At 39.5% G+C, this 20,471-nt stretch carries 19 protein-coding genes; 18 read left to right on the top strand and 1 reads right to left on the bottom strand.

Annotated elements, in window-relative coordinates; translation table 11 throughout:
• Positions 1–22: 22 nt before the first annotated feature.
• Positions 23–1,228, bottom strand: a complete 1,206-nt coding sequence (gene sstT / locus HT709_RS08065; RefSeq protein WP_000821228.1) for a serine/threonine transporter SstT — start codon at positions 1,226–1,228, stop codon at positions 23–25.
• 138 nt (positions 1,229–1,366) lie between these two features.
• Between sstT and HT709_RS08060 the strand changes: the two genes are divergently transcribed.
• From HT709_RS08060 to HT709_RS07975, 18 genes are all read left to right on the top strand, one after another.
• Positions 1,367–1,927, top strand: a complete 561-nt coding sequence (locus tag HT709_RS08060; RefSeq protein ID WP_001168882.1) for a mechanosensitive ion channel domain-containing protein — start codon at positions 1,367–1,369, stop codon at positions 1,925–1,927.
• 56 nt (positions 1,928–1,983) lie between these two features.
• Positions 1,984–2,892: a magnesium transporter CorA family protein gene (locus tag HT709_RS08055; protein WP_000242254.1), complete on the top strand. Its 909-nt coding sequence runs from the start codon at positions 1,984–1,986 to the stop codon at positions 2,890–2,892.
• Between the two features lie 14 nt (positions 2,893–2,906).
• Positions 2,907–3,434: a YqeG family HAD IIIA-type phosphatase gene (locus tag HT709_RS08050; RefSeq protein WP_000963750.1), complete on the top strand. Its 528-nt coding sequence runs from the start codon at positions 2,907–2,909 to the stop codon at positions 3,432–3,434.
• 2 nt (positions 3,435–3,436) lie between these two features.
• The gene (gene yqeH, locus HT709_RS08045; RefSeq protein WP_138699836.1) at positions 3,437–4,543 is read left to right on the top strand and encodes a ribosome biogenesis GTPase YqeH; all 1,107 of its coding nucleotides are present in this window, start codon (positions 3,437–3,439) and stop codon (positions 4,541–4,543) included.
• Positions 4,544–4,756: 213 nt separating this feature from the next.
• On the top strand, positions 4,757–5,068 hold the full coding sequence (yhbY, locus tag HT709_RS08040) for a ribosome assembly RNA-binding protein YhbY (protein WP_000060163.1): 312 nt from the start codon (positions 4,757–4,759) through the stop codon (positions 5,066–5,068).
• A 51-nt stretch (positions 5,069–5,119) separates the two neighbouring features.
• Positions 5,120–5,749 carry a nicotinate-nucleotide adenylyltransferase gene (locus HT709_RS08035; protein ID WP_138699835.1) on the top strand — a complete coding sequence of 210 codons (630 nt, stop codon included), beginning with the start codon at positions 5,120–5,122 and terminating at the stop codon, positions 5,747–5,749.
• A complete protein-coding gene (gene yqeK / locus HT709_RS08030; protein WP_138699834.1) occupies positions 5,749–6,342 on the top strand; it encodes a bis(5'-nucleosyl)-tetraphosphatase (symmetrical) YqeK in 594 nt (197 codons plus the stop codon). Before HT709_RS08035 ends, yqeK begins: the two co-directional genes overlap by 1 nt.
• Positions 6,343–6,696, top strand: coding sequence for a ribosome silencing factor (rsfS, locus tag HT709_RS08025; RefSeq protein ID WP_001003025.1), 354 nt, complete (start codon positions 6,343–6,345; stop codon positions 6,694–6,696).
• A gap of 113 nt (positions 6,697–6,809) precedes the next feature.
• Positions 6,810–7,550, top strand: coding sequence for a class I SAM-dependent methyltransferase (locus tag HT709_RS08020; protein ID WP_014017343.1), 741 nt, complete (start codon positions 6,810–6,812; stop codon positions 7,548–7,550).
• 9 nt (positions 7,551–7,559) lie between these two features.
• On the top strand, positions 7,560–8,657 hold the full coding sequence (locus HT709_RS08015) for a nucleotidyltransferase (protein WP_000587363.1): 1,098 nt from the start codon (positions 7,560–7,562) through the stop codon (positions 8,655–8,657).
• 131 nt (positions 8,658–8,788) lie between these two features.
• The gene (locus tag HT709_RS08010) at positions 8,789–9,064 is read left to right on the top strand and encodes a type II toxin-antitoxin system Phd/YefM family antitoxin (protein ID WP_172925668.1); all 276 of its coding nucleotides are present in this window, start codon (positions 8,789–8,791) and stop codon (positions 9,062–9,064) included.
• Positions 9,065–9,067: 3 nt separating this feature from the next.
• Positions 9,068–9,322 carry a Txe/YoeB family addiction module toxin gene (locus HT709_RS08005; protein ID WP_000924730.1) on the top strand — a complete coding sequence of 85 codons (255 nt, stop codon included), beginning with the start codon at positions 9,068–9,070 and terminating at the stop codon, positions 9,320–9,322.
• Positions 9,323–9,537: 215 nt separating this feature from the next.
• Complete coding sequence (locus tag HT709_RS08000; protein ID WP_000064455.1) at positions 9,538–11,646, top strand: class I SAM-dependent DNA methyltransferase; 2,109 nt, start codon at positions 9,538–9,540, stop codon at positions 11,644–11,646.
• The gene (locus HT709_RS07995) at positions 11,639–12,841 is read left to right on the top strand and encodes a restriction endonuclease subunit S (RefSeq protein ID WP_014017341.1); all 1,203 of its coding nucleotides are present in this window, start codon (positions 11,639–11,641) and stop codon (positions 12,839–12,841) included. The genes HT709_RS08000 and HT709_RS07995 overlap by 8 nt, the downstream gene beginning before the upstream one ends.
• Positions 12,842–12,959: 118 nt before the next feature.
• Positions 12,960–14,015, top strand: coding sequence for a hypothetical protein (locus tag HT709_RS07990; RefSeq protein WP_000248359.1), 1,056 nt, complete (start codon positions 12,960–12,962; stop codon positions 14,013–14,015).
• A complete protein-coding gene (locus HT709_RS07985) occupies positions 14,012–15,478 on the top strand; it encodes a hypothetical protein (RefSeq protein ID WP_000668785.1) in 1,467 nt (488 codons plus the stop codon). The genes HT709_RS07990 and HT709_RS07985 overlap by 4 nt, the downstream gene beginning before the upstream one ends.
• A gap of 101 nt (positions 15,479–15,579) precedes the next feature.
• Positions 15,580–18,552 carry a DEAD/DEAH box helicase family protein gene (locus tag HT709_RS07980; RefSeq protein ID WP_001284911.1) on the top strand — a complete coding sequence of 991 codons (2,973 nt, stop codon included), beginning with the start codon at positions 15,580–15,582 and terminating at the stop codon, positions 18,550–18,552.
• Positions 18,553–18,675: 123 nt separating this feature from the next.
• The gene (locus HT709_RS07975; RefSeq protein WP_138699839.1) at positions 18,676–20,289 is read left to right on the top strand and encodes a ribonuclease Y; all 1,614 of its coding nucleotides are present in this window, start codon (positions 18,676–18,678) and stop codon (positions 20,287–20,289) included.
• Positions 20,290–20,471 lie beyond the last annotated feature (182 nt).

Raw genomic sequence — 20,471 nt, 5'->3', positions numbered from 1 at the left:
TGAGCAGGCTTGCCTTTATGAGTTATTTTTTACGGGCTGCTGCGTATTCGGCAACGGCAGTAAAGAGGACGTCTGTAGAAGAGTTAAGGGCTGTTTCACATGAGTCTTGGATGACCCCAATCACAAATCCAACCCCAACAACTTGCATGGCAATATCGTTAGAAATACCGAAAAGGCTACAAGCAACTGGGATAAGAAGGAGGGAACCTCCCGCAATACCAGAAGCACCGCAGGCTGAGATAGCTGCTACCACACTGAGGACAAAGGCTGTGGCAAAGTCAACAGGGATTCCAAGAGTGTTTACCGCAGCAAGGGTCAAAACGTTAATGGTAATCGCTGCTCCAGCCATGTTGATAGTAGAGCCAAGTGGGATAGAAACAGAATAGGTATCTGGGTTGAGTCCAAGGTCATGGCAGAGTTTCATGTTGACAGGAATGTTAGCCGCAGAACTACGAGTGAAGAAGGCTGTCACACCGCTGACACGGAGGCAGTTCCAAACTAGAGGGTAAGGGTTGCGTCTCATAAAGAAGAAGGCAATCAAAGGGTTGACCACAAGGGCAACAAAAAGCATAGTCGTTACTAATAGAACCAATAAAATACCGTAGTTGGCAAGGCTTCCGATTCCCTTGTCAGAAATGGTTTTAAAAACAAGACCAAGGATTCCAAATGGAGCCAGATTGATGATCCATTCGACAATTTTAGAAGTCACGTCAGCGATAGTTTTTAGTAATTCTTTACTATTTTTGCTGGCCTCTCTCATAGCAATTCCAAAAATGACTGCCCAAGATAAGATTCCAATATAGTTAGCAGTAAGCAGGGCGTTGACTGGATTGTCAACCAGTTTGAGCAAGAGGTTGCTGAGGACCTGTCCAATCCCATCTGGTGGAGCAATATCGGTATTAGCACTATTTAGGGTGATTTCAATAGGGACGATGAAACTTGCTAGTACAGCTACAAGAGCAGCGGCAAAAGTTCCTAGGATATACAAGAAAACAACAGTTTTCATATTGCTATCTTGTCCCTTTTGATGTTGGGAAAGGGCATTAGCAACGAGAGCAAAGACTAGGATAGGAGCAACAGCTTTTAGACCTCCAACGAATAAATCCCCGAGTAGCCCAATTCCTGAGAGATTAGGAAGGGTCAGTCCTAGAATTCCCCCACAAAGCATACCAATCAAGATACGCTTGACAAGGCTTGCCTTGTTCCAAGCATGAATGATTCTTTTCATAATAATCTCCTTTCTGTGTAGTGATTATGATTATAGTATAAACGATAGACAAAATCAAGAATTTTCTGTCTATTTTTTGAATATTTATGGATAATGAGACTGATGAAAATATGGTATAATGAAATAAAGGAGTTTTATATGCAAAAATTTATTCAAGCTTATATTGAAAAGCTAGATGTGACAACCATTATCGAAAATATTCTAACCAAGGTCATTTCTCTTTTACTGCTTTTGATTGTATTTTATATTGCTAAAAAAATGCTTCATACCATGGTGCAGAGAATTGCCAAACCTTCTCTAAAAATGTCTCATCATGATGTCGGGCGCCAGAAAACCATCTCACGTTTGTTAGAAAATGTGTTTAATTATACGTCATATTTCTTTTTACTCTACTGTATTTTATCGATTTTAGGCTTACCTGTATCTAGCTTGCTGGCTGGGGCTGGAATCGCTGGGGTGGCGATTGGGATGGGAGCCCAAGGTTTTCTGTCTGATGTCATCAATGGCTTTTTCATCCTTTTTGAACGTCAACTGGATGTGGGAGATGAGGTTGTTCTGACCAATGGCCCCATTACTGTATCGGGCAAGGTCGTCAGCGTGGGAATTCGTACGACCCAGCTTCGTAGCGAGGAGCAAGCCCTTCACTTTGTCCCTAACCGAAATATCACAGTTGTTAGCAATTTCTCACGCACAGACTAGACCTGTTATTTTAAGTAATTTGTGGTACAATAGAGGGAGTTTAATAAGGAGAAAAGATGGTTTTAGAAAAGCAGTTGGGCAATGGTTGTACCTGGATAGACCTAGATCTAGGAAAGTTGAATAAACTAGAAGACCTTTCTGAAATTTACGGTTTGGACAAGGAAACCATTGAATACGCACTGGATAGAAACGAGCGCGCCCACATGGACTACCACCGTGAAAGTGGGACGGTTACCTTTATCTATAATGTCCTAGACGTAAAAAAGGACAAGGCCTACTATGAGACTTTTCCCATGACCTTTATCGTGGAGCATCGTCGCCTGATTACCATTAGTAATACCAAGAACGCCTATGTCATTGAACAGATGACTCGTTATCTGGAGAGCCATGACACGCTTTCGATTTATAAGTTTCTCTTTGCCAGTCTGGAAATCATCAGCAATGCCTACTATCCTGTCATTGAGCAGATGGACAAGAGTAGGGATGAGGTCAATGACCTCTTGCGCCAGCGAACTACCAAGAAAAACCTCTTTGCCCTGTCTGATTTGGAGACTGGTATGGTTTATCTGACGGCAGCTGCCAAACAAAATCGGATTTTGTTAGAGCATATTCAAGGTCATGCCTTGTATCGTAGTTTTGATGAGATTGAGAGAGAACAGTTTGATGATGCCATGATTGAGGCTCATCAGCTGGTATCCATGACAGACCTAATCTCTCAGATTTTACAGCAACTTTCAGCCTCTTACAACAATATTCTAAACAATAATCTGAATGATAATTTGACAACCTTGACTATCATTTCAGTCTTGCTAGCGGTTTTGGTAGTCGTGACAGGCTTTTTCGGAATGAATGTTCCACTACCTTTAACAGATGAGCCCCATGCTTGGCTCTACATCAGTTTGGCTAGTATAGGTTTGTGGATTGTTTTATCCTTGTTACTAAGGAAAATTGCGAAAAAAAGTTAAGAAAAGGAGCCAAAATGGCGATTGAAAATTATATGCCAGATTTTGCTGTGGAAGCAGTTTATGATCTGACAGTCCCAAGCCTGCAGGAGCAGGGAATCAAGGCTGTTTTGGTCGATTTGGACAATACCCTCATTGCTTGGAATAATCCTGACGGAACACCAGAGATGAAGCAATGGCTACATGACCTTCGGGACGCGGGCATTCGCATTATCGTGGTCTCAAATAACACCAAAAAACGAGTTCAACGCGCAGTTGAGAAATTTGGGATTGACTACGTTTATTGGGCTCTGAAGCCCTTCACATTTGGAATTGACCGTGCCATGAAGGAATTTCACTATGAGAAAAGTGAAGTGGTCATGGTTGGCGACCAGCTCATGACAGATATTCGAGCAGCCCACCGTGCTGGCATTCGCTCGATTTTAGTCAAACCCTTGGTCCAACATGACTCGATCAAAACGCAGATTAACCGAGCTCGTGAGCGCCGTGTCATGCGAAAAATCACTGAAAAGTACGGACCGATTACATATAAAAAAGGAATTTAACTATGGAAGAAATTCTCTGTATTGGTTGTGGAGCAACCATTCAGACGACAGATAAGGCTGGTCTTGGTTTTACCCCCCAGTCGGCACTTGAAAAAGGTTTGGAGACTGGTGAAGTCTATTGCCAACGCTGTTTCCGTCTCCGTCATTACAATGAAATCACGGATGTCCAGTTGACAGACGATGATTTCCTCAAGCTCTTGCACGAGGTGGGAGACAGCGATGCCTTAGTGGTCAATGTCATTGATATCTTTGATTTTAATGGCTCTGTCATCCCAGGCTTGCCACGCTTTGTATCGGGCAATGATGTCCTCTTGGTTGGAAATAAAAAAGATATCCTACCTAAGTCAGTTAAACCGGGCAAGATTAGCCAGTGGCTCATGGAACGTGCCCACGAAGAAGGACTTCGTCCAGTTGATGTCGTCCTAACTTCAGCCCAAAACAAACATGCCATTAAGGAAGTCATTGACAAGATTGAACACTACCGTAAAGGCCGCGATGTCTATGTGGTCGGTGTAACCAACGCTGGAAAATCAACTTTAATCAATGCCATTATCCAAGAAATCACGGGTGACCAGAATGTCATCACGACGTCACGCTTCCCAGGGACAACCTTGGATAAAATCGAGATTCCGCTTGACGACGGATCTTATATCTACGATACACCGGGGATTATCCATCGTTACCAGATGGCCCACTACTTGACGGCCAAAAACCTCAAGTATGTCAGCCCCAAAAAGGAAATCAAACCTAAAACCTATCAGCTAAATCCTGAACAAACTCTGTTTCTAGGTGGTCTCGGACGATTTGATTTCATTGCGGGTGAAAAGCAAGGTTTCACAGCCTTCTTTGACAATGAACTCAAATTGCATCGTACTAAGCTTGAAGGCGCTAGTGCATTTTACGACAAGCACGTCGGAACCCTTCTCACGCCTCCAAACAGTAAGGAAAAAGAAGATTTTCCAAAACTGATTGAGCATGTATTTACAATCAAGGATAAGACAGACCTAGTCATCTCAGGCCTAGGTTGGATTCGTGTAACAGGCACTGTCAAAGTCGCCGTCTGGGCACCAGAAGGCGTCGCCGTCGTCATACGAAAAGCAATTATTTAAAACAAAATCGCTGAGCGAACAAAGTGAGCTCATATAGCGATAGTTATTGCCGTGGTGTGATTGCCAATCTGTAGATTGGCAAGGGGCACAATTGAGACCAAGGCTCAATTGTGAGGTCAGGAAATCCATTTTTCAAAGATGAAATCTTTGGAAAATTAGTTCCGACCGTCCCTCACCACCTAAAATAACTATCAAAAAACAAGGAAGAAAATTATGTCATTAACATCAAAACAACGTGCCTTCCTCAACAGCCAGGCACACATCCTCAAACCTATCATCCAAATCGGGAAAAATGGACTGAACGACCAAATCAAAACCAGCGTCCGTCAAGCTCTTGATGCGCGTGAATTAATCAAGGTTACTCTCTTACAAAACACAGATGAAAACATCCACGAAGTAGCTGAAATTTTGGAAGAAGAAATCGGTGTGGATACAGTCCAAAAAATAGGACGCATCTTGATTTTGTTTAAACAATCCAGCAAGAAAGAAAATCGCAAGATTTCTAAGAAAGTCAAAGAAATCTAAGACCGAAACTCCAAATAACTGTTTTTATAGAGAAATAAAGGGGACTAGCCTATGACAATCGAACTATTGACTCCCTTTACCAAGGTAGAGTTGGAGCCAGAAATCAAGGAGAAAAAACGCAAACAAGTTGGGATTTTAGGGGGGAATTTTAACCCTGTTCACAATGCCCATCTTATTGTTGCGGATCAAGTACGGCAACAGTTGGGACTGGATCAAGTTCTGCTCATGCCTGAATACCAACCTCCTCACGTTGATAAAAAGGAAACCATCCCTGAACACCATCGTCTCAAGATGCTTGAGTTGGCAATTGAGGGGATTGACGGCCTAGTCATTGAAACTATTGAGTTGGAGCGCAAGGGTATTTCCTACACTTACGACACCATGAAGATTTTGACAGAGAAGAATCCAGATACGGATTATTACTTTATCATCGGTGCCGACATGGTTGACTATCTGCCTAAGTGGTACCGAATTGATGAACTGGTTGACATGGTTCAGTTTGTGGGGGTTCAGCGTCCACGCTACAAGGCAGGGACTTCCTATCCAGTTATCTGGGTGGACGTACCGCTCATGGATATCTCGTCCAGCATGGTGCGGGACTTCATTGCCCAAGGACGGAAACCCAACTTTCTCCTACCTAAGCCTGTGCTAGACTATATCGAGAAGGAGGGGCTCTACTGATGGCCTATCAAGACTATATCAACTGCTCCCGTGAGGCTTTGTTGGAAAAAATGGCAGAGCTTCTACCCGAAAAACGCTTAACCCATTGCTTGGGTGTGGAGCGTGCAGCCATAGAACTGGCTCAGCGATTTGGAGTTGATACCGAGAAAGCAGGTCTTGCAGGTCTTCTCCATGATTATGCTAAGAAGCTGTCAGATCAGGAATTTCTTGAATTAATTGACCGTTATCAGCTAGACTCTGATCTCAAAAACTGGGGCAATAATGTCTGGCATGGAATGGTTGGCATTTACAAAATTCAGGAAGATTTGAATTTGCATGATCCAGAAATCCTACGAGCTATTGAAATCCATACAGTCGGGGCTAGTCAGATGACAGACTTAGATAAGGTCATCTACGTCGCAGACTATATCGAGCATAATCGTGCCTTTCCTGGAGTGGATGTAGCGCGTGAGATTGCAACTCTATCGCTCAATAAGGCGGTGGCCTACGAAACAGCTCGTACCGTGGAGTATCTAGCTCATCAGGGATTTCCCATTTATCCCCAAACCCTTGAAACCTATAACGCCTTTGTGCACTATTTGAAAGAGGACTAAATGAACGAAAAAGAATTACTAGAACTAGTCGTGAAAGCGGCTGATGAGAAACGTGCGGAGGATATCCTCGCACTTGACGTACAAGAATTGACTAGCGTGACTGATTACTTTGTTATTACTAGTTCAATGAATAGCCGTCAGTTGGATGCTATCGCTGACAATATCCGTGAAAAAGTAGCGGAAGCTGGTTTTAAAGGCAGCCATATCGAAGGCGATGCAGCTGGAGGATGGGTCTTGCTAGACCTTGGTGGTGTCGTTGTGCATATCTTCTCAGAAGAAATGCGTGCCCACTATAACTTAGAAAAACTATGGCATGAGGCGAATTCAGTAGATATTTCAGAAGCTCTTGCTTAGAAGATGAACTCAGTTGTATTCAACTGGGTTTTATTTGCTTATTTTTAAAAGGAATGTGATAGAAAGGTATAGGGCAAGTGGTGTTTGCCATGGAAGCTCTTGGTATCATGATTATGGCAACTTATGAAACCTTTGCGGCGGTCTATGATGCAGTCATGGACGATAGTTTATACGACAAATGGACGGATTTTTCTCTGCGTCATTTGCCAAAAACTAAGGAGAGAAAGAAACTCTTGGAATTGGCCTGTGGGACAGGTATCCAGTCTGTTCGCTTTTCTCATGCTGGTTTTGATGTGACTGGCCTGGACTTGAGTGCTGATATGTTGAAAATTGCCGAGAAGAGAGCTTCTTCAGCCAAACAAAAGATTGATTTTATTGAAGGCAATATGCTGGATTTGTCCAAGGCAGGTCAATATGATTTTGTCACTTGTTATTCGGACTCAATCTGCTACATGCAGGATGAAGTGGAAGTAGGGGATGTTTTTAAGGAAATTTATAATGCTCTCAACGAAGATGGTATTTTTATCTTTGATGTGCATTCAACCTACCAGACAGACGAAGTTTTTCCAGGCTATTCTTATCATGAAAATGCGGAAGAGTTCGCCATGCTCTGGGATACCTACGAGGACGCGGCACCTCACTCCATCGTGCATGAGTTGACCTTTTTTATCAAGGAGGCAGACGGTTCCTTTAGTCGCCACGATGAAGTGCATGAGGAGCGGACTTATGAGGTTCTGACCTATGATATTTTGCTGGAACAGGCTGGTTTCAAGTCCTTCAAACTCTATGCGGACTTTGAGGACAAGGAGCCAACAGAAACTAGCACCCGTTGGTTTTTTGTCGCGCAGAAGTAGGAGATTACTATGATCATCACAGGTATTATCGCGGAGTTCAATCCTTTTCATAATGGCCATAAATACCTGCTGGATCAGGCAGAGGGATTGAAAATCGTTGCTATGTCTGGGAATTTCATGCAGAGAGGCGAGCCTGCTATTGTGGATAAGTGGACAAGGGCCCAGATGGCGCTGGAAAATGGAGCGGATCTGGTAGTGGAATTGCCCTTTTTAGTCAGTGTTCAGGCTGCTGATTTCTTTGGTCAAGGAGCTGTGGATATCTTGGCTCGCTTGGGCATTGATAGCCTAGTTTTTGGGACAGAGGAAGTTCGAGATTATCAAAAAATCGCTGACTTATACACAGACCAGGGGGATGAGATGGAGAAATTTGTGGAAAATCTGCCTGATTCTCTTTCCTATCCACAGAAAACCCAAGTCATGTGGAAGGAATTTGCAGGTCTTGATTTTTCAGGCAATACACCCAATCATGTTCTTGCTCTGGCCTATGCCAAGGCGGTTGCAGGACGCAACATCAAACTCCATCCGATTCAGCGTCAGGGGGCTGGTTACCATTCTGTGGACAAGGATGTGGACTTTGCTTCGGCGACAGCTCTTCGTCAGCACCAGAGAGATACAGATTTCTTAAAACGCTTTATGCCTTCTGTTTCCCTCTTTGAGCAGACTAGTAAGGTGAGCTGGGATGACTATTTTCCCTTGCTCCATTATCAAATCTTGTCAAATCCCGACCTAACCACTATCTATCAGGTAAATCAAGAAATGGCTGTGCGTATTAATGAAGCTATTAAAACAGCACAGTCTGTAGAAGAATTAGTCGAGGCGGTTGCCACCAAACGTTACACTAAGGCGCGTGTCAGACGCCTCTTGACCTATATTTTGGTGCAAGCTAGAGAAAGTGATTTGCCAGAAGCCATTCATGTTCTTGGTTTTACCGAAAAAGGCAGACAACATCTCAAGTCTCTGAAAGGGCAGGTCGATCTAGTCAGCCGAATTGGCAAAGAACCTTGGGATGCTATGACCCAAAAGGTAGACCAGATTTACCAACTGGGAAATCCCAGTATAGCAGAGCAGAATTTTGGAAGAGTGCCGATTAGAATAGAAACAAACTAAGTCTACTGAAAGGTGGACTTTTTGAGATTTTTTACGAATAAATAGATAGAAAAGAAAATCTTGTACAAGTTCCTGACAAATTCTTTCTTTTCGTGTATAATAGTGGAAAAGAGGTAAAACGAGGTATGGTTATGGAAGCAGTTCTTTACTCAACATTCCGAAATCATTTAAAAGACTACATGAAGAAGGTCAATGATGAATTTGAGCCTTTGACGGTGATCAATAAAAATCCAGACGAGGACATTGTAGTTCTTTCAAGGAGCGAATGGGACAGTATTCAGGAAACTTTGAGAATCGCTCAAAATAAGGAGTTATCAGACAAGGTTTTGCGAGGAATGGCTCAAGTCCGTGCTGGAAGCACTCAAGTCCGTGCTGGAAGCACTCAAGTCCATGTTATTGAGGAGTGAGGAATGCTGCTCAAGTTTACAGAAGATGCCTGGGCAGATTATTGCTACTGGCAAACTCAGGACAAGAAAACGTTAAAAAGAATCAATAAACTAATCAAGGATATTCAACGTGATCCCTTTACAGGAATAGGTAAGCCAGAACCACTCAAGTATGACTACCAAGGAGCCTGGTCACGTCGTATCGACGCAGAAAATCGCTTGATTTATATGATGGATGGAGATAGCGTGGCTTTCTTGTCCTTTAAAGATCATTACTAAGTCTACTGAAAGGTAGGCTTTTTATTTTTTAAATTTTTATGAGTAAGTTTAAGATAAAGTTTTTTAGAAAATGACAGAATCCCTAATACAAAAGACAAAAACTCAGTAAAGAAAGTTAGTATATGAACTTCGATCTTTACCCTTGAATACGCTTTATAACTCGTATTTTGTGGTATAATGAAGAGAATTGTTAATAATAAAAACAGGGGAAGTAAATGTCTAATTTCAAAGAAAAACTACCACTATTTCAAGCAAATGACATCCAAATTTCTAATGATGTCAATACGGTTTGGTCTATCGCTAACACTCTTAGAGGAGCTTATCGAGCAGATAAGTATCGCGATGTCATCATTCCAATGTTTGTCCTGACTCGTTTAGAAGCTGCCTTGCTGCCAACCAAGGATCAGGTGGTAGCACAATACAAAGCAAATCCCAATACACCTGAGAAAGTGTTGGAGAAACTTTCAGGCTATCGTTACTACAATGTTAGTCCTTTTACGTTGGAAAATCTTCAAAACGATCCAAATGCAATCGAGGAGAATTTTCTAGCCTATCTGGATGGCTATTCCTATCGTGTCAAGGACATCATTGAAAACCTAAAATTTAAAGAGCAAGTCCGTACCCTAGCCCAGAGTGGTCGCCTTTTCACGGTTATTAAAAAGTTCTCTCAAATTGATTTGTCTCCAAGTTCAGTTGACTCTATGCGTATGGGCTACATGTTTGAGGATATCATCCGCCGATTTTCTGAAAATGAGGAAGCGGGGTCTCACTATACCCCTCGTGAGGTTATTGCTCTGATGGTCAATCTCCTCTTGATCGAGGCAGACGAAGAACTTTTTGTTGATAAAAAAGAGTTGAAAATACTAGATATGGCGGCTGGAACTGGGGGGATGCTGGCTACAGCTAAAAGCTATATCCGTCAGTTGAATACAGGAGTCACTGTCCGACTCTTTGGTCAGGAAGTTTTGCCTGAAACCTTTGGGATTGGTCGTGCAGATATGCTAATTCGTCAGGAAGACTCTGACTATTTTGTGAAGGTGGATACCTTAAAAGATCCAGATCCTTTTCCAGATACTAAAATGAGCTTTGTCATCGCTAACCCTCCCTTCGGTCAAGCTTGGGGTGGTAAGGATGCGGATGATGGGGTTGAGGATGCAGTTAAGAAAGATCATCAACTCTTTGACAAAACAGAAGGTCGTCAAGGTCGTTTTGTCGCGACTCCAGGAACTGGAGATGCTCAACTACTCTTCCATCTTCATGCTCTTGCAAAATTAGAAGAAAATGGCCGTGCAGCCATCATTTCAAATGGGTCTCCCCTCTTTTCAGGTGGGACATCATCGGGAGAAAGTCAGATTCGCCGTTATATCCTTGAGAATGATTTGCTAGAAGCTATAGTCGCCCTTCCAGGTCAATTTTTCTATAACACAGGAATTGGGATTTATATCTGGATTTATAATAAAAACAAGTCTCTTGAGCGCCAGAACAAGGTTCAGTTTATTGATGCGGCGGAGGAGTTTGTTCCTCTACGTAAATCTCTAGGTCAAAAACGCCGTGAGTTGTCCCAAGATAACATCCGTCAGATCCTTCGCTGGTACGATGATTTTCAAGAAAATGACCATGTAAAAATCTTTGACAATCAAGAGTTTCTCTATCGAGAGTTTACAGTTATGCAACCTCTGCAACGTCGTGGCCAGATAAGCGAAGAAACAATTGAGAAAGCGAAAAGTGTTCCTTTTCTAGCTAAACTATTTGATGAATACAAGTACCAAGAATTGCTAGAGATGGAACCACGTTCAGCCAAGGATGAGAAAAAATTACAGGACTTTGTAACTGGCAAGACCAAGCAAGAAGCTATCCTGACAGCTCTTGCTAAGGGAAGCTCTGACAAGACCTATCCTAACTTTGAGAACTTTGTCCAAGTCATCAAGGCCTTGCTGGGAGAGTTTAAGCTTACGCCTGCCAATGTCAATGCGCTAGCCTTAGCTATGAGTGAAATGGACAAAACAGCAGAAGTTATCCGAACCAAGAGGAAAGACAAGGCAAATGAGATTGCCGATGGGATTGTCTATGATAAGACAACCAAGGACAGTGAAATCGTTAAGCTGACAGAGGATGTGGAAACCTACTTTGCGCGTGAGGTCTATCCCCATGTACCTGACGCCCACTACTGGTTTGATGAAGAAAAGGGCTATGGAGCTGAGATTCCTTTTACCCGCTATTTCTATCACTACCAAGCACCAGAAAGTGCCGACAAGCTCTTGGCAGAGTTTTATGAACTGGAAGCAGAACTACAGACTCTCTTGGAGGAACTAAAACATGACTAGGATGAAAGAGAGTGGCATTGACTGGATCGGACAGATACCAGAGGAGTGGGAAGTAACAAGAATAAAAAATATTGTGAGTATTGAACGGGGAGCATCGCCTCGCCCTATAGATAAATTTATTTCTGATGATGACACTGGAGTTAACTGGATTCGTATTGGTGATACATACAAGGGGAATAAATATATTACATCTACAAAATTAAAAATTACTAATCGTGGTAAACAATTTAGTAGATATATACATCCTGGAACACTCATTTTAAGTAATTCAATGAGTTTTGGAGAACCTTATATTTCATCCATTTATGGTTGTATTCATGATGGTTGGTTAAGCTTAGCTCCTTATAAGAATATTAGCAAGGAATATCTTTATTGGTTACTTTTATCTGATGTTTGTACTTCTCAATTTAATCTAGTTTCTATAGGTGCAGTAGTTGAAAATTTAAGTGTTGATAAAGTTGGGAATACACTGGTTTCAATGCCTTATTCTTTATCTGAACAACAAAAAATCGCTGATTTTCTAGACAAGAAAACCGCCCAGTTAGATAAAGCTAAAGCACTGCTGGAGGAGCAGATTCAGAAACTCAAAGACTACCGCGCTAGCTTGATTTATGAGACTGTCACAAAAGGATTGGATAAAAACGTCCCCATGAAAGACTCAGGTGTCGACTGGATTGGACAGATACCTCAAGGGTGGGGAGTGAGTCGGCTAAAGTACCTGGCAAATAAAATTGGAAGTGGTAAGACTCCGTTGGGAGGATCTGAAATTTTTGAAGAAACGGGAATATTATTTATACGAAGTCAAAATATTTATAATGGATTAATACTTTTAGAAGATAAAGCAACTTATATTAATAGAAATATTCATCAACAGATGATTGGAACTTGCGTTAAAAAAAATGATATTTTATTAAATATAACAGGAGCTTCTATTGGAAGAGTAGCAAAATATGATTTAGATATAGAGGCAAATGTTAATCAACATGTGTGCATTATTAGATGCGATAGATTTGTATTGCCTGATTATTTAATGTATTTTATCATGTCTGAATTTGGACAATTTATGATTAAAATTCATCAAATTAGCGGAAATAGAGAAGGTTTGAGCTTTGATAATATCGGAAATTTTAAAATAATTATTCCAGATTTAGACTATCAGTATAAAATTAGTCAGTACTTGAATAAAAAATGTTAATTATTAATCAGATGATAAAAACAAAAGATCAACAAATTGAAAATATTAATAAACAACGACAAACTCTTATTTATGATTATGTGACAGGGAAGAAAAGGGGTAAGGAGATTTAGAAATTATGGTAAATACAAAATCTTTTACTAAAAGTAATGCCGTGCCCAGCACATTCGGTTTCGAGTTTCAAGCATTAGTGGGATTAGTTTTATTATTAGAGAATTTAGAGGATGTGAACAGATTTTCTATTGAAGGTCCTTTAGAGGATGTGGAACTTGAATTGAATAATGGAAAGTACATCTATGCTCAAGTAAAATCTAAAGAAAAAGATATACTTGTTAGAAAATCTAATTTTGCAAAACTTAAGGATGGATTGAAAACTTTAAATGAGGATTCTAAGCATGGAGATGCAGAAAAACTGATATATGTCTCTAATACATACTATCCTTTAGGAATAGATAATATTTTTAATAGTTTTTGGTTACATTCTTCATCCAAATCAAAATATAGCTATACTGATGAAGAATTTAAAAAAGTTTTACCAAAACGCTTGGAGAAAATTCTTAATACTTATGCTACTGATAATCCAAAATTTAAAAAGGAATTATTTTCAATATATTTCTATAAATTTTTGAATTCTTCGGATCGATATACTAAATATGAAATTTTTTATCAAGAAATACAAAGATATATTTCTAAGATTGGAGACCAGTATAGTAAATTTTATAAAGAAATTTATGACCGTTGGTATACATTTATTAGACAAAGTGAAACCAGCAGATACGACTATAGTAAAGAGGATTTTTTGTGGCAATTAGTTGAACTACTTAGTGCTAGAATTAGTGAAGATAGTTTTTTAGAGTACTTGGATATTGATGATGAAGAGTTCAACGAGATTATTCAAACATATTTTGCGGTCTTAGAAAATATAGAAGGACGATTTGAACTGTCTAATAAAATTCTCAATAAGTTTCAAGATATGAAAGAAAGTGGTAAACTTGGAGATGATAGACAACAAAGAATCTTTGTTTTTATAGATAAGTGTTGGAAGTTCTTTAAAGATGACATTTTTTTGATCGATAATAAAAATGATGAAGAGGTTATAGTCAAATATGTTATTTGGAGAATAATTGCTAATAAACGATTGATTAATAAAGTTAGAAAGAGTGCGAATTTATGAAATTTATTAATTTAAAAGTTCGTTATAAAGATTCTATACGAGAATTCTCATTTAATGGAAATAATGTTTTAATCTATTCGGAAGATAACAGTGTTGGAAAGTCTACTCTACTTAGAATTCTATTTTATTCTTTAGGTTACCCAATACCAGGTACATTAGCTATTCGGTTTCAAAAACTGTTTTTAGAATTAGATTTCTCCATTTTCGGCAAAGTATATAAGGTGATTCGACATGATAAAAGGTTAGAGTTAATCTTTGGTAAGGAGAAAAAAGACTATCTATTGCCAAATCAACATGAATATTTCTTAAAACAAATTTTTGATACAGAAGAAGTTAAGGTTATTAATAACATTATCGGAGCAATGTATTTAGATCAAGATAAAGGTTGGACTCTTTTAAATAGAGGTAAAGTGATTGGAAATATACACTTTAATATTGAAGAACTGATTGAGGGACTTACCTCTATAGATGTTACAGAATATACAGATAGGATAAGCTTTCTAAATAGAGAGTTAAGACGATTAAAGAATTTAAAGTCAATTATTTCCTATCAAGAATTATATCTAGAAAATGAAGTAGACTTTCCATCTGATGATATAAATTTTTTAAAAGAACAAATAGTATTATTGTCTTCGCAAAAGAAGATTTATCTAAATAAAATGAAGCAAGTAGATAAGTTAAAAAAAGAAAATAACGCTTTCTTTAAGTTGTTAGAAAATTTTGACCTTAAAGTTGAAGACAAAAATACAGGTAATATTATTTCTGTAAATAAGGATACAATTATAAATTATAATGATAACTATAATTTTTTAGAAGCCAGAAAATGGTTGCTTAAAGAAAGTATATGTAATTTAGAAAAGGAACTATCTGACGTTAAAAATAAATTAATAAATTTAATGGGGCAAACATATTTATTTGAGAATGATAATTCAATTGAAAAGGCTGATGTATTTTTTAAACAAATTGAGGTTAACCACAAAGAAATTGATTCTAGGATTGAGTTAATTAATGATGAACTAGAACACTTAAGAAACTATGTAAAGAATAAACTTATTGAGAACTCAGAAGTTGTTACTAGGATGAGTGGAAACATTTTACGTTATGCAACTGAATTAGGTGTAAATAACATTATAAGTGGGAGAAAAGGTTTTATATTTACTAGTGATTTGAAGAAAATTTCTGGCACTCAATTTCATAAATTAGTAATATGCTATAAATTGGCATATATAAAAGAACTAGAGAGATTTATAGGAACATCTCTACCTATTGTTTTAGATTCTCCTAGTGGTAGAGAAGTAACAAAAGATAATCTTGATAAAATTTATCAGCTATTGTCGAATGAATTGGATAATAATCAAGTAATTATCGCATCTATTTATAAAAATAAATTTATAAATGCAACTGAGCTTATCGAATTAAATGAGAACGATAAAATATTTGGGATCTCCAATCCAAATTTTTAATGAAAGAAACCAATTATCTAAACTTATAGTTAACCAAGTATGTTTAGACAAGAATAATTTTATAAAGATAAATAGATTTATTAATATGAAAGTGAGAAACTATGGCAAATTTGGGCTTAAAGGAGCGCTATGATTTCCAGCAGTGGATTATCAAAGACTTGAAAGAAAAAAATGGCTATATCCAGCGGGACGCTACTTGCTACGATCCTAGATTAGCCATGGATGTGGAACTCCTGTGGGATTTTCTGATGGAGACCCAGGAGGAGACCATGGACTATCTCCTTAAAAAACTGAGTAAGGAGACAATCGTCAATCTGATTAATAAAGAAATCGTCAAGGGTGGCTTTTTATTCGCCTTAAAAGAGGGAATCTTTATTGAAAATAAACAACTTCGTCTTCTTTATCGTAAACCTGCGACTAGTTTTAATGAAAAGACTGTTCAACAATACCAAGCCAATTGTCTATCTGTTATGGAAGAAGTGGTTTACGAGGAGAGCGACCGCATTGACCTTGTTATCTTTATCAATGGATTAGCACTATTTGCTATCGAACTTAAGTTTAATCCCAGTGGTCAGTCTGTACAGGATGCTATCAGGCAGCTCAAGGGACGCAATCCTAAGAATCGTCTTTTCCGTTTTGAACAGGGAGTCTTGGCTTCCTTTGCAGTGGATACCCTAGAAGTCTATATGACGACGCAATTGAAAGGACAAGAAACCTATTTTCTACCTTTTAATGTGGGGAAAGGGGAAGGTATTGAGATGGGAAGTGGCAACCCTCACAACCCTGATGGTGTCGATACAGACTACTTGTGGCTTGATGTCTTGACCAAGGATAGTATTCTCCAGTTAATAGAGAGTTTTATCTTTTTTGAGATGGATAAGCATAAAAAGAAGACCCTGATTTTCCCGAGATACCATCAGCGAAGAGCAGTTAGCCGTCTCCTAGAGGACATGAAAGTCAACCATACTGACAGTAATTATCTGATTCAGCATTCGGCTGGTTCTGGTAAAACCAATACCATAGCATGGTTGGCTCATAGTTTGGTATCGCTCCATGATGAACAAAATCAAAATATTGTGGATACTGTATTAATCGTTACAGACCGTATCGTAGTTGACCGTCAATTACAAGAAGCGGTCAAGGAAATCTCCCACAAGCCTGGAGTGGTCAAGGTAATGGGCGACAAAGAAACCTCCAGTGACTTAGCGGATGCGATTGCAGGAAATACAAAAATCATAGCTACGACTATTCATAAGTTTGCCCAAATCAACCAATCTAACTGGATGTCTGTAGGGAATACTGCGAAAAAGAAATTTGCCATCCTGATTGATGAAGCTCACAGTTCAACGACAGGATCCTATATGAGTTCGGTTAGTCAAGTCTTGACAGAAACAGATACAGAAGATGGAACTATCGATGAGATTCAAGAAGTAAGTGTTGCGGACGCTATCGAGCAGGAGATTGCTCGGACAGGTAAGCAGGACAATGTCTCAATCATTGCCTTCACTGCAACTCCCAAGGCGACAACTCTACAGCTATTTGGTACAACACAAGCAGATGGTTCTAAAGCTCCTTTTGATGTTTATAGTATGAAGCAAGCTATTGAGGAAGGTTTTATTCTAGATGTTTTAGATAACTATACGACTTATAAGACCTATTACAAGCTCAATAAAGCAGTCGAAGAAGATCCTGAGCTAAAAACGACTCTTGCCAAGCGTAAGATTGCAAAGTTTGTAGAATTATCTGATGAAAATATCAATCAAAAGGTTGAAATTATCATGGATCACTTTATCAGTCATGATATTATGGCTGAATTGGGTGGTCAAGGTAAGGCTATGATTGTGACCTCTGGTCGTGAGGCAGCAGTTAAGTATCAATTAGCCTTTCAAAAGTACTTCAAAGACCACAGCATTACCAGTATTGGAACCCTGATTGCCTTTTCTGGCAAGGTTGATTATCAAGGTAGTGAATATACTGAGTCGCAAATGAATCAGGTCAAGGAAGATTATTTGAAAGATCATTTTGATACGGAAGACTACCAAATTCTGATTGTGGCAAATAAGTATCAGACAGGGTTTGACCAACCTAAACTGGTTGCTATGTATGTAGATAAAAAGTTGCGAAGTGTTGCTGCGGTGCAAACATTGTCTCGTTTGAATCGTATCTATAGAGGCTACAATAAGAAGACCTTTATCCTTGATTTTAAAAATACTTATGACGATATTCGCTCAGCTTTTTCTCCGTACTACCGTGAGACTATTTTAGCAGATACAGTCACACCTAGTGATGTCTTGACCTTGGATCGGAAAATTGATGAGTATGGTATCTTGGACAGTGATGTTGTTCATGAGTTTAATCAATTCTTATACCAAGAAAAGAGAAACAGCAGAGAAAAACAAAAGATGGTTTCTCTGTTAAATCAAGGTTATGATAGAGTTAGATGGTTTGATGAGAAAGAACAACTTTCTATTCGAAAGGTTATTCGAGGTTTTCTTAGAATGTATACTTTCTTGATTCAGGCAACTGCTTATCAAAATGAAGTTCTACACGAACGTTATAATTATCTGCAAAGTCTTGTCAAGATGATTGATGTTCGCATTGGAGGAGATGATTTTACAATCGCAGATAAGATCGTAGTAGACTATATGAAACATAAGCAAACAGGTTCTTTCAGGTCAGTTTCTGAATTGGAATATCATCCAGAGTTAATACTTACCAAGCCAAGTACTGGAGGTGTTACGACTGACCAGGAGAAGCGTTTATCTGAAATCTTAGATGAAATTAACGAACAGTTGGATTTGGATATTGATCACCAAGTCGGTCTAAGTGGAGCGGTATCCATTCGTGAATTGATGAAAAAGAATCCAAGACTAAAGCAATCTGCCCGTGTCAACTCTAGAGAAGACTTCGTTTTTGCTTTTGAAGAAGAGATTGACAATGCTCTTATAGAAGGATACTCTCAGAGTCAAGATTTATTTGGTGCTCTATTAAATAATGATTCTTTCAAGAAGAGATTAGCAGATATATTTATTGATGATGTGTTCAAAAGTTTGAAGGGATCCGAAGAAGTGTAATCCTAAAATTCACTCCAATTTCCCCAAAAGATATTCTATTTTAGGTTTGTGAAAATCACTTTTTTATGGTAGAATGTAAAAGAATGTATGTCATTCGGAATAACAATAAAATGAGGTAAAAACATGGAAATCATGTCGATTGCGATTGCTGTTTTTGCCGTCATCATTGGTTTAGTCATTGGATATGTCAGCATCTCAGCTAAGATGAAATCATCTCAGGAAGCTGCAGAGTTGATGCTTTTAAATGCTGAACAAGAAGCAACTAATTTACGTGGACAAGCTGAGCGTGAGGCGGATTTACTTGTTAATGAAGCCAAACGTGAAAGTAAGTCTCTTAAAAAAGAAGCACTATTGGAGGCCAAAGAAGAAGCCAGAAAATACCGTGAAGAAGTGGACGCTGAGTTCAAATCAGAACGTCAAGAACTCAAACAAATCGAAAGTCGTTTGACAGAGAGAGCTACTAGCCTTGACCGTAAGGACGACAATTTGACGAGTAAAGAACAAACACTTGAACAAAAAGAACAAAGTATTTCTGATAGAGCGAAAAACCTTGATGCGCGTGAAGAGCAATTAGAGGAAGTCGAAAGACAAAAAGAAGCAGAACTAGAGCGTATTGGTGCTCTGTCTCAGGCAGAAGCACGAGATATTATCTTGGCACAGACAGAGGAAAACTTGACCAAGGAGATTGCTAGCCGCATTCGCGAAGCTGAGCAAGAGGTCAAGGAACGTTCTGACAAAATGGCTAAGGACATCTTGGTTCAAGCTATGCAACGTATCGCTGGTGAATATGTAGCGGAGTCAACAAACTCAACGGTTCATCTGCCAGACGATACTATGAAGGGACGCATTATTGGTCGTGAAGGTCGTAACATTCGTACCTTTGAAAGTTTGACAGGGGTTGATGTCATTATCGACGATACGCCAGAAGTGGTGACCTTGTCAGGTTTTGACCCGATTCGTCGTGATATTGCCCGTATGACTATGGAAATGTTGCTCAAAGATGGTCGTATCCACCCAGCTCGTATCGAAGAGTTGGTTGAGAAAAACCGTCAAGAGATTGACAATAAGATCCGTGAATACGGTGAGGCCGCTGCCTATGAGATCGGTGCGCCGAACCTCCATCCAGACTTGATGAAGATTATGGGACGTTTGCAGTTCCGTACCTCTTATGGACAAAATGTCTTGCGTCATTCGATTGAGGTTGCTAAGTTGGCTGGTATCATGGCGAGCGAGCTTGGTGAAAATGCAGCTCTTGCCCGTCGTGCAGGTTTCCTTCATGATATTGGGAAAGCTATTGACCGCGAGGTTGAAGGTAGCCACGTTGAAATCGGTATGGAATTGGCACGTAAGTACAAGGAACATCCAGTTGTGGTCAATACGATTGCTAGTCACCACGGAGATGTTGAAGCTGAGAGCGTCATTGCAGTTATCGTTGCTGCAGCAGATGCCTTGAGCGCAGCTCGTCCAGGTGCTCGTAGTGAGTCTCTTGAAAGCTACATCAAGCGTCTCCATGATTTGGAAGAAATTGCGAACGGCTTTGAAGGGGTACAAAATAGCTTTGCCCTTCAAGCAGGACGTGAAATTCGTATCATGGTCAATCCAGGAAAAATCAAGGACGACAAAGTCACAATCTTAGCTCACAAAGTTCGTGAGAAAATTGAAAACAATCTCGATTACCCAGGAAATATCAAGATAACCGTGATTCGTGAGCTTCGTGCAGTAGATTATGCTAAATAATAAAAAACTGAGGTCAGTGAAATCTGACTTCAGTTTTTTTGAAGTACGACGGGCATGTGGTGCATCTGAGGTGTAATACTCTTCGAAAATCTCTTCAAACCACGTCAACGTCGCCTTGCCGTACTCAAGTACAGCCTGCGGCTAGTTTCCTAGTTTACTCTTTGATTTTCATTGAGTACAAG

This window comes from Streptococcus sp. 1343, assembly GCF_013277355.1.
Lineage (GTDB): Bacteria > Bacillota > Bacilli > Lactobacillales > Streptococcaceae > Streptococcus > Streptococcus pseudopneumoniae.
The sequence above is the reverse complement of the archived record's forward strand: the minus strand, read 5'-3'. Positions and strand labels throughout refer to the sequence as shown.

Bases quoted from the DNA above. Each gene is read 5' to 3' on its own strand.
- HT709_RS07990 (WP_000248359.1), top strand. From the start codon at position 12,960: ATGGTAAATACAAAATCTTTTACTAAAAGTAATGCCGTGCCCAGCACA.
- HT709_RS08035 (WP_138699835.1), top strand. From the start codon at position 5,120: ATGACAATCGAACTATTGACTCCCTTTACCAAGGTAGAGTTGGAGCCA.
- HT709_RS08000 (WP_000064455.1), top strand. From the start codon at position 9,538: ATGTCTAATTTCAAAGAAAAACTACCACTATTTCAAGCAAATGACATC.
- HT709_RS08055 (WP_000242254.1), top strand. From the start codon at position 1,984: ATGGTTTTAGAAAAGCAGTTGGGCAATGGTTGTACCTGGATAGACCTA.
- HT709_RS07985 (WP_000668785.1), top strand. From the start codon at position 14,012: ATGAAATTTATTAATTTAAAAGTTCGTTATAAAGATTCTATACGAGAA.
- HT709_RS07995 (WP_014017341.1), top strand. From the start codon at position 11,639: ATGACTAGGATGAAAGAGAGTGGCATTGACTGGATCGGACAGATACCA.
- yqeK (WP_138699834.1), top strand. From the start codon at position 5,749: ATGGCCTATCAAGACTATATCAACTGCTCCCGTGAGGCTTTGTTGGAA.
- yhbY (WP_000060163.1), top strand. From the start codon at position 4,757: ATGTCATTAACATCAAAACAACGTGCCTTCCTCAACAGCCAGGCACAC.
- sstT (WP_000821228.1), bottom strand. From the start codon at position 1,228: ATGAAAAGAATCATTCATGCTTGGAACAAGGCAAGCCTTGTCAAGCGT.
- HT709_RS08010 (WP_172925668.1), top strand. From the start codon at position 8,789: ATGGAAGCAGTTCTTTACTCAACATTCCGAAATCATTTAAAAGACTAC.
- HT709_RS08060 (WP_001168882.1), top strand. From the start codon at position 1,367: ATGCAAAAATTTATTCAAGCTTATATTGAAAAGCTAGATGTGACAACC.
- HT709_RS08005 (WP_000924730.1), top strand. From the start codon at position 9,068: ATGCTGCTCAAGTTTACAGAAGATGCCTGGGCAGATTATTGCTACTGG.
- HT709_RS08020 (WP_014017343.1), top strand. From the start codon at position 6,810: ATGGCAACTTATGAAACCTTTGCGGCGGTCTATGATGCAGTCATGGAC.
- HT709_RS08015 (WP_000587363.1), top strand. From the start codon at position 7,560: ATGATCATCACAGGTATTATCGCGGAGTTCAATCCTTTTCATAATGGC.
- rsfS (WP_001003025.1), top strand. From the start codon at position 6,343: ATGAACGAAAAAGAATTACTAGAACTAGTCGTGAAAGCGGCTGATGAG.
- yqeH (WP_138699836.1), top strand. From the start codon at position 3,437: ATGGAAGAAATTCTCTGTATTGGTTGTGGAGCAACCATTCAGACGACA.
- HT709_RS07980 (WP_001284911.1), top strand. From the start codon at position 15,580: ATGGCAAATTTGGGCTTAAAGGAGCGCTATGATTTCCAGCAGTGGATT.
- HT709_RS07975 (WP_138699839.1), top strand. From the start codon at position 18,676: ATGGAAATCATGTCGATTGCGATTGCTGTTTTTGCCGTCATCATTGGT.
- HT709_RS08050 (WP_000963750.1), top strand. From the start codon at position 2,907: ATGGCGATTGAAAATTATATGCCAGATTTTGCTGTGGAAGCAGTTTAT.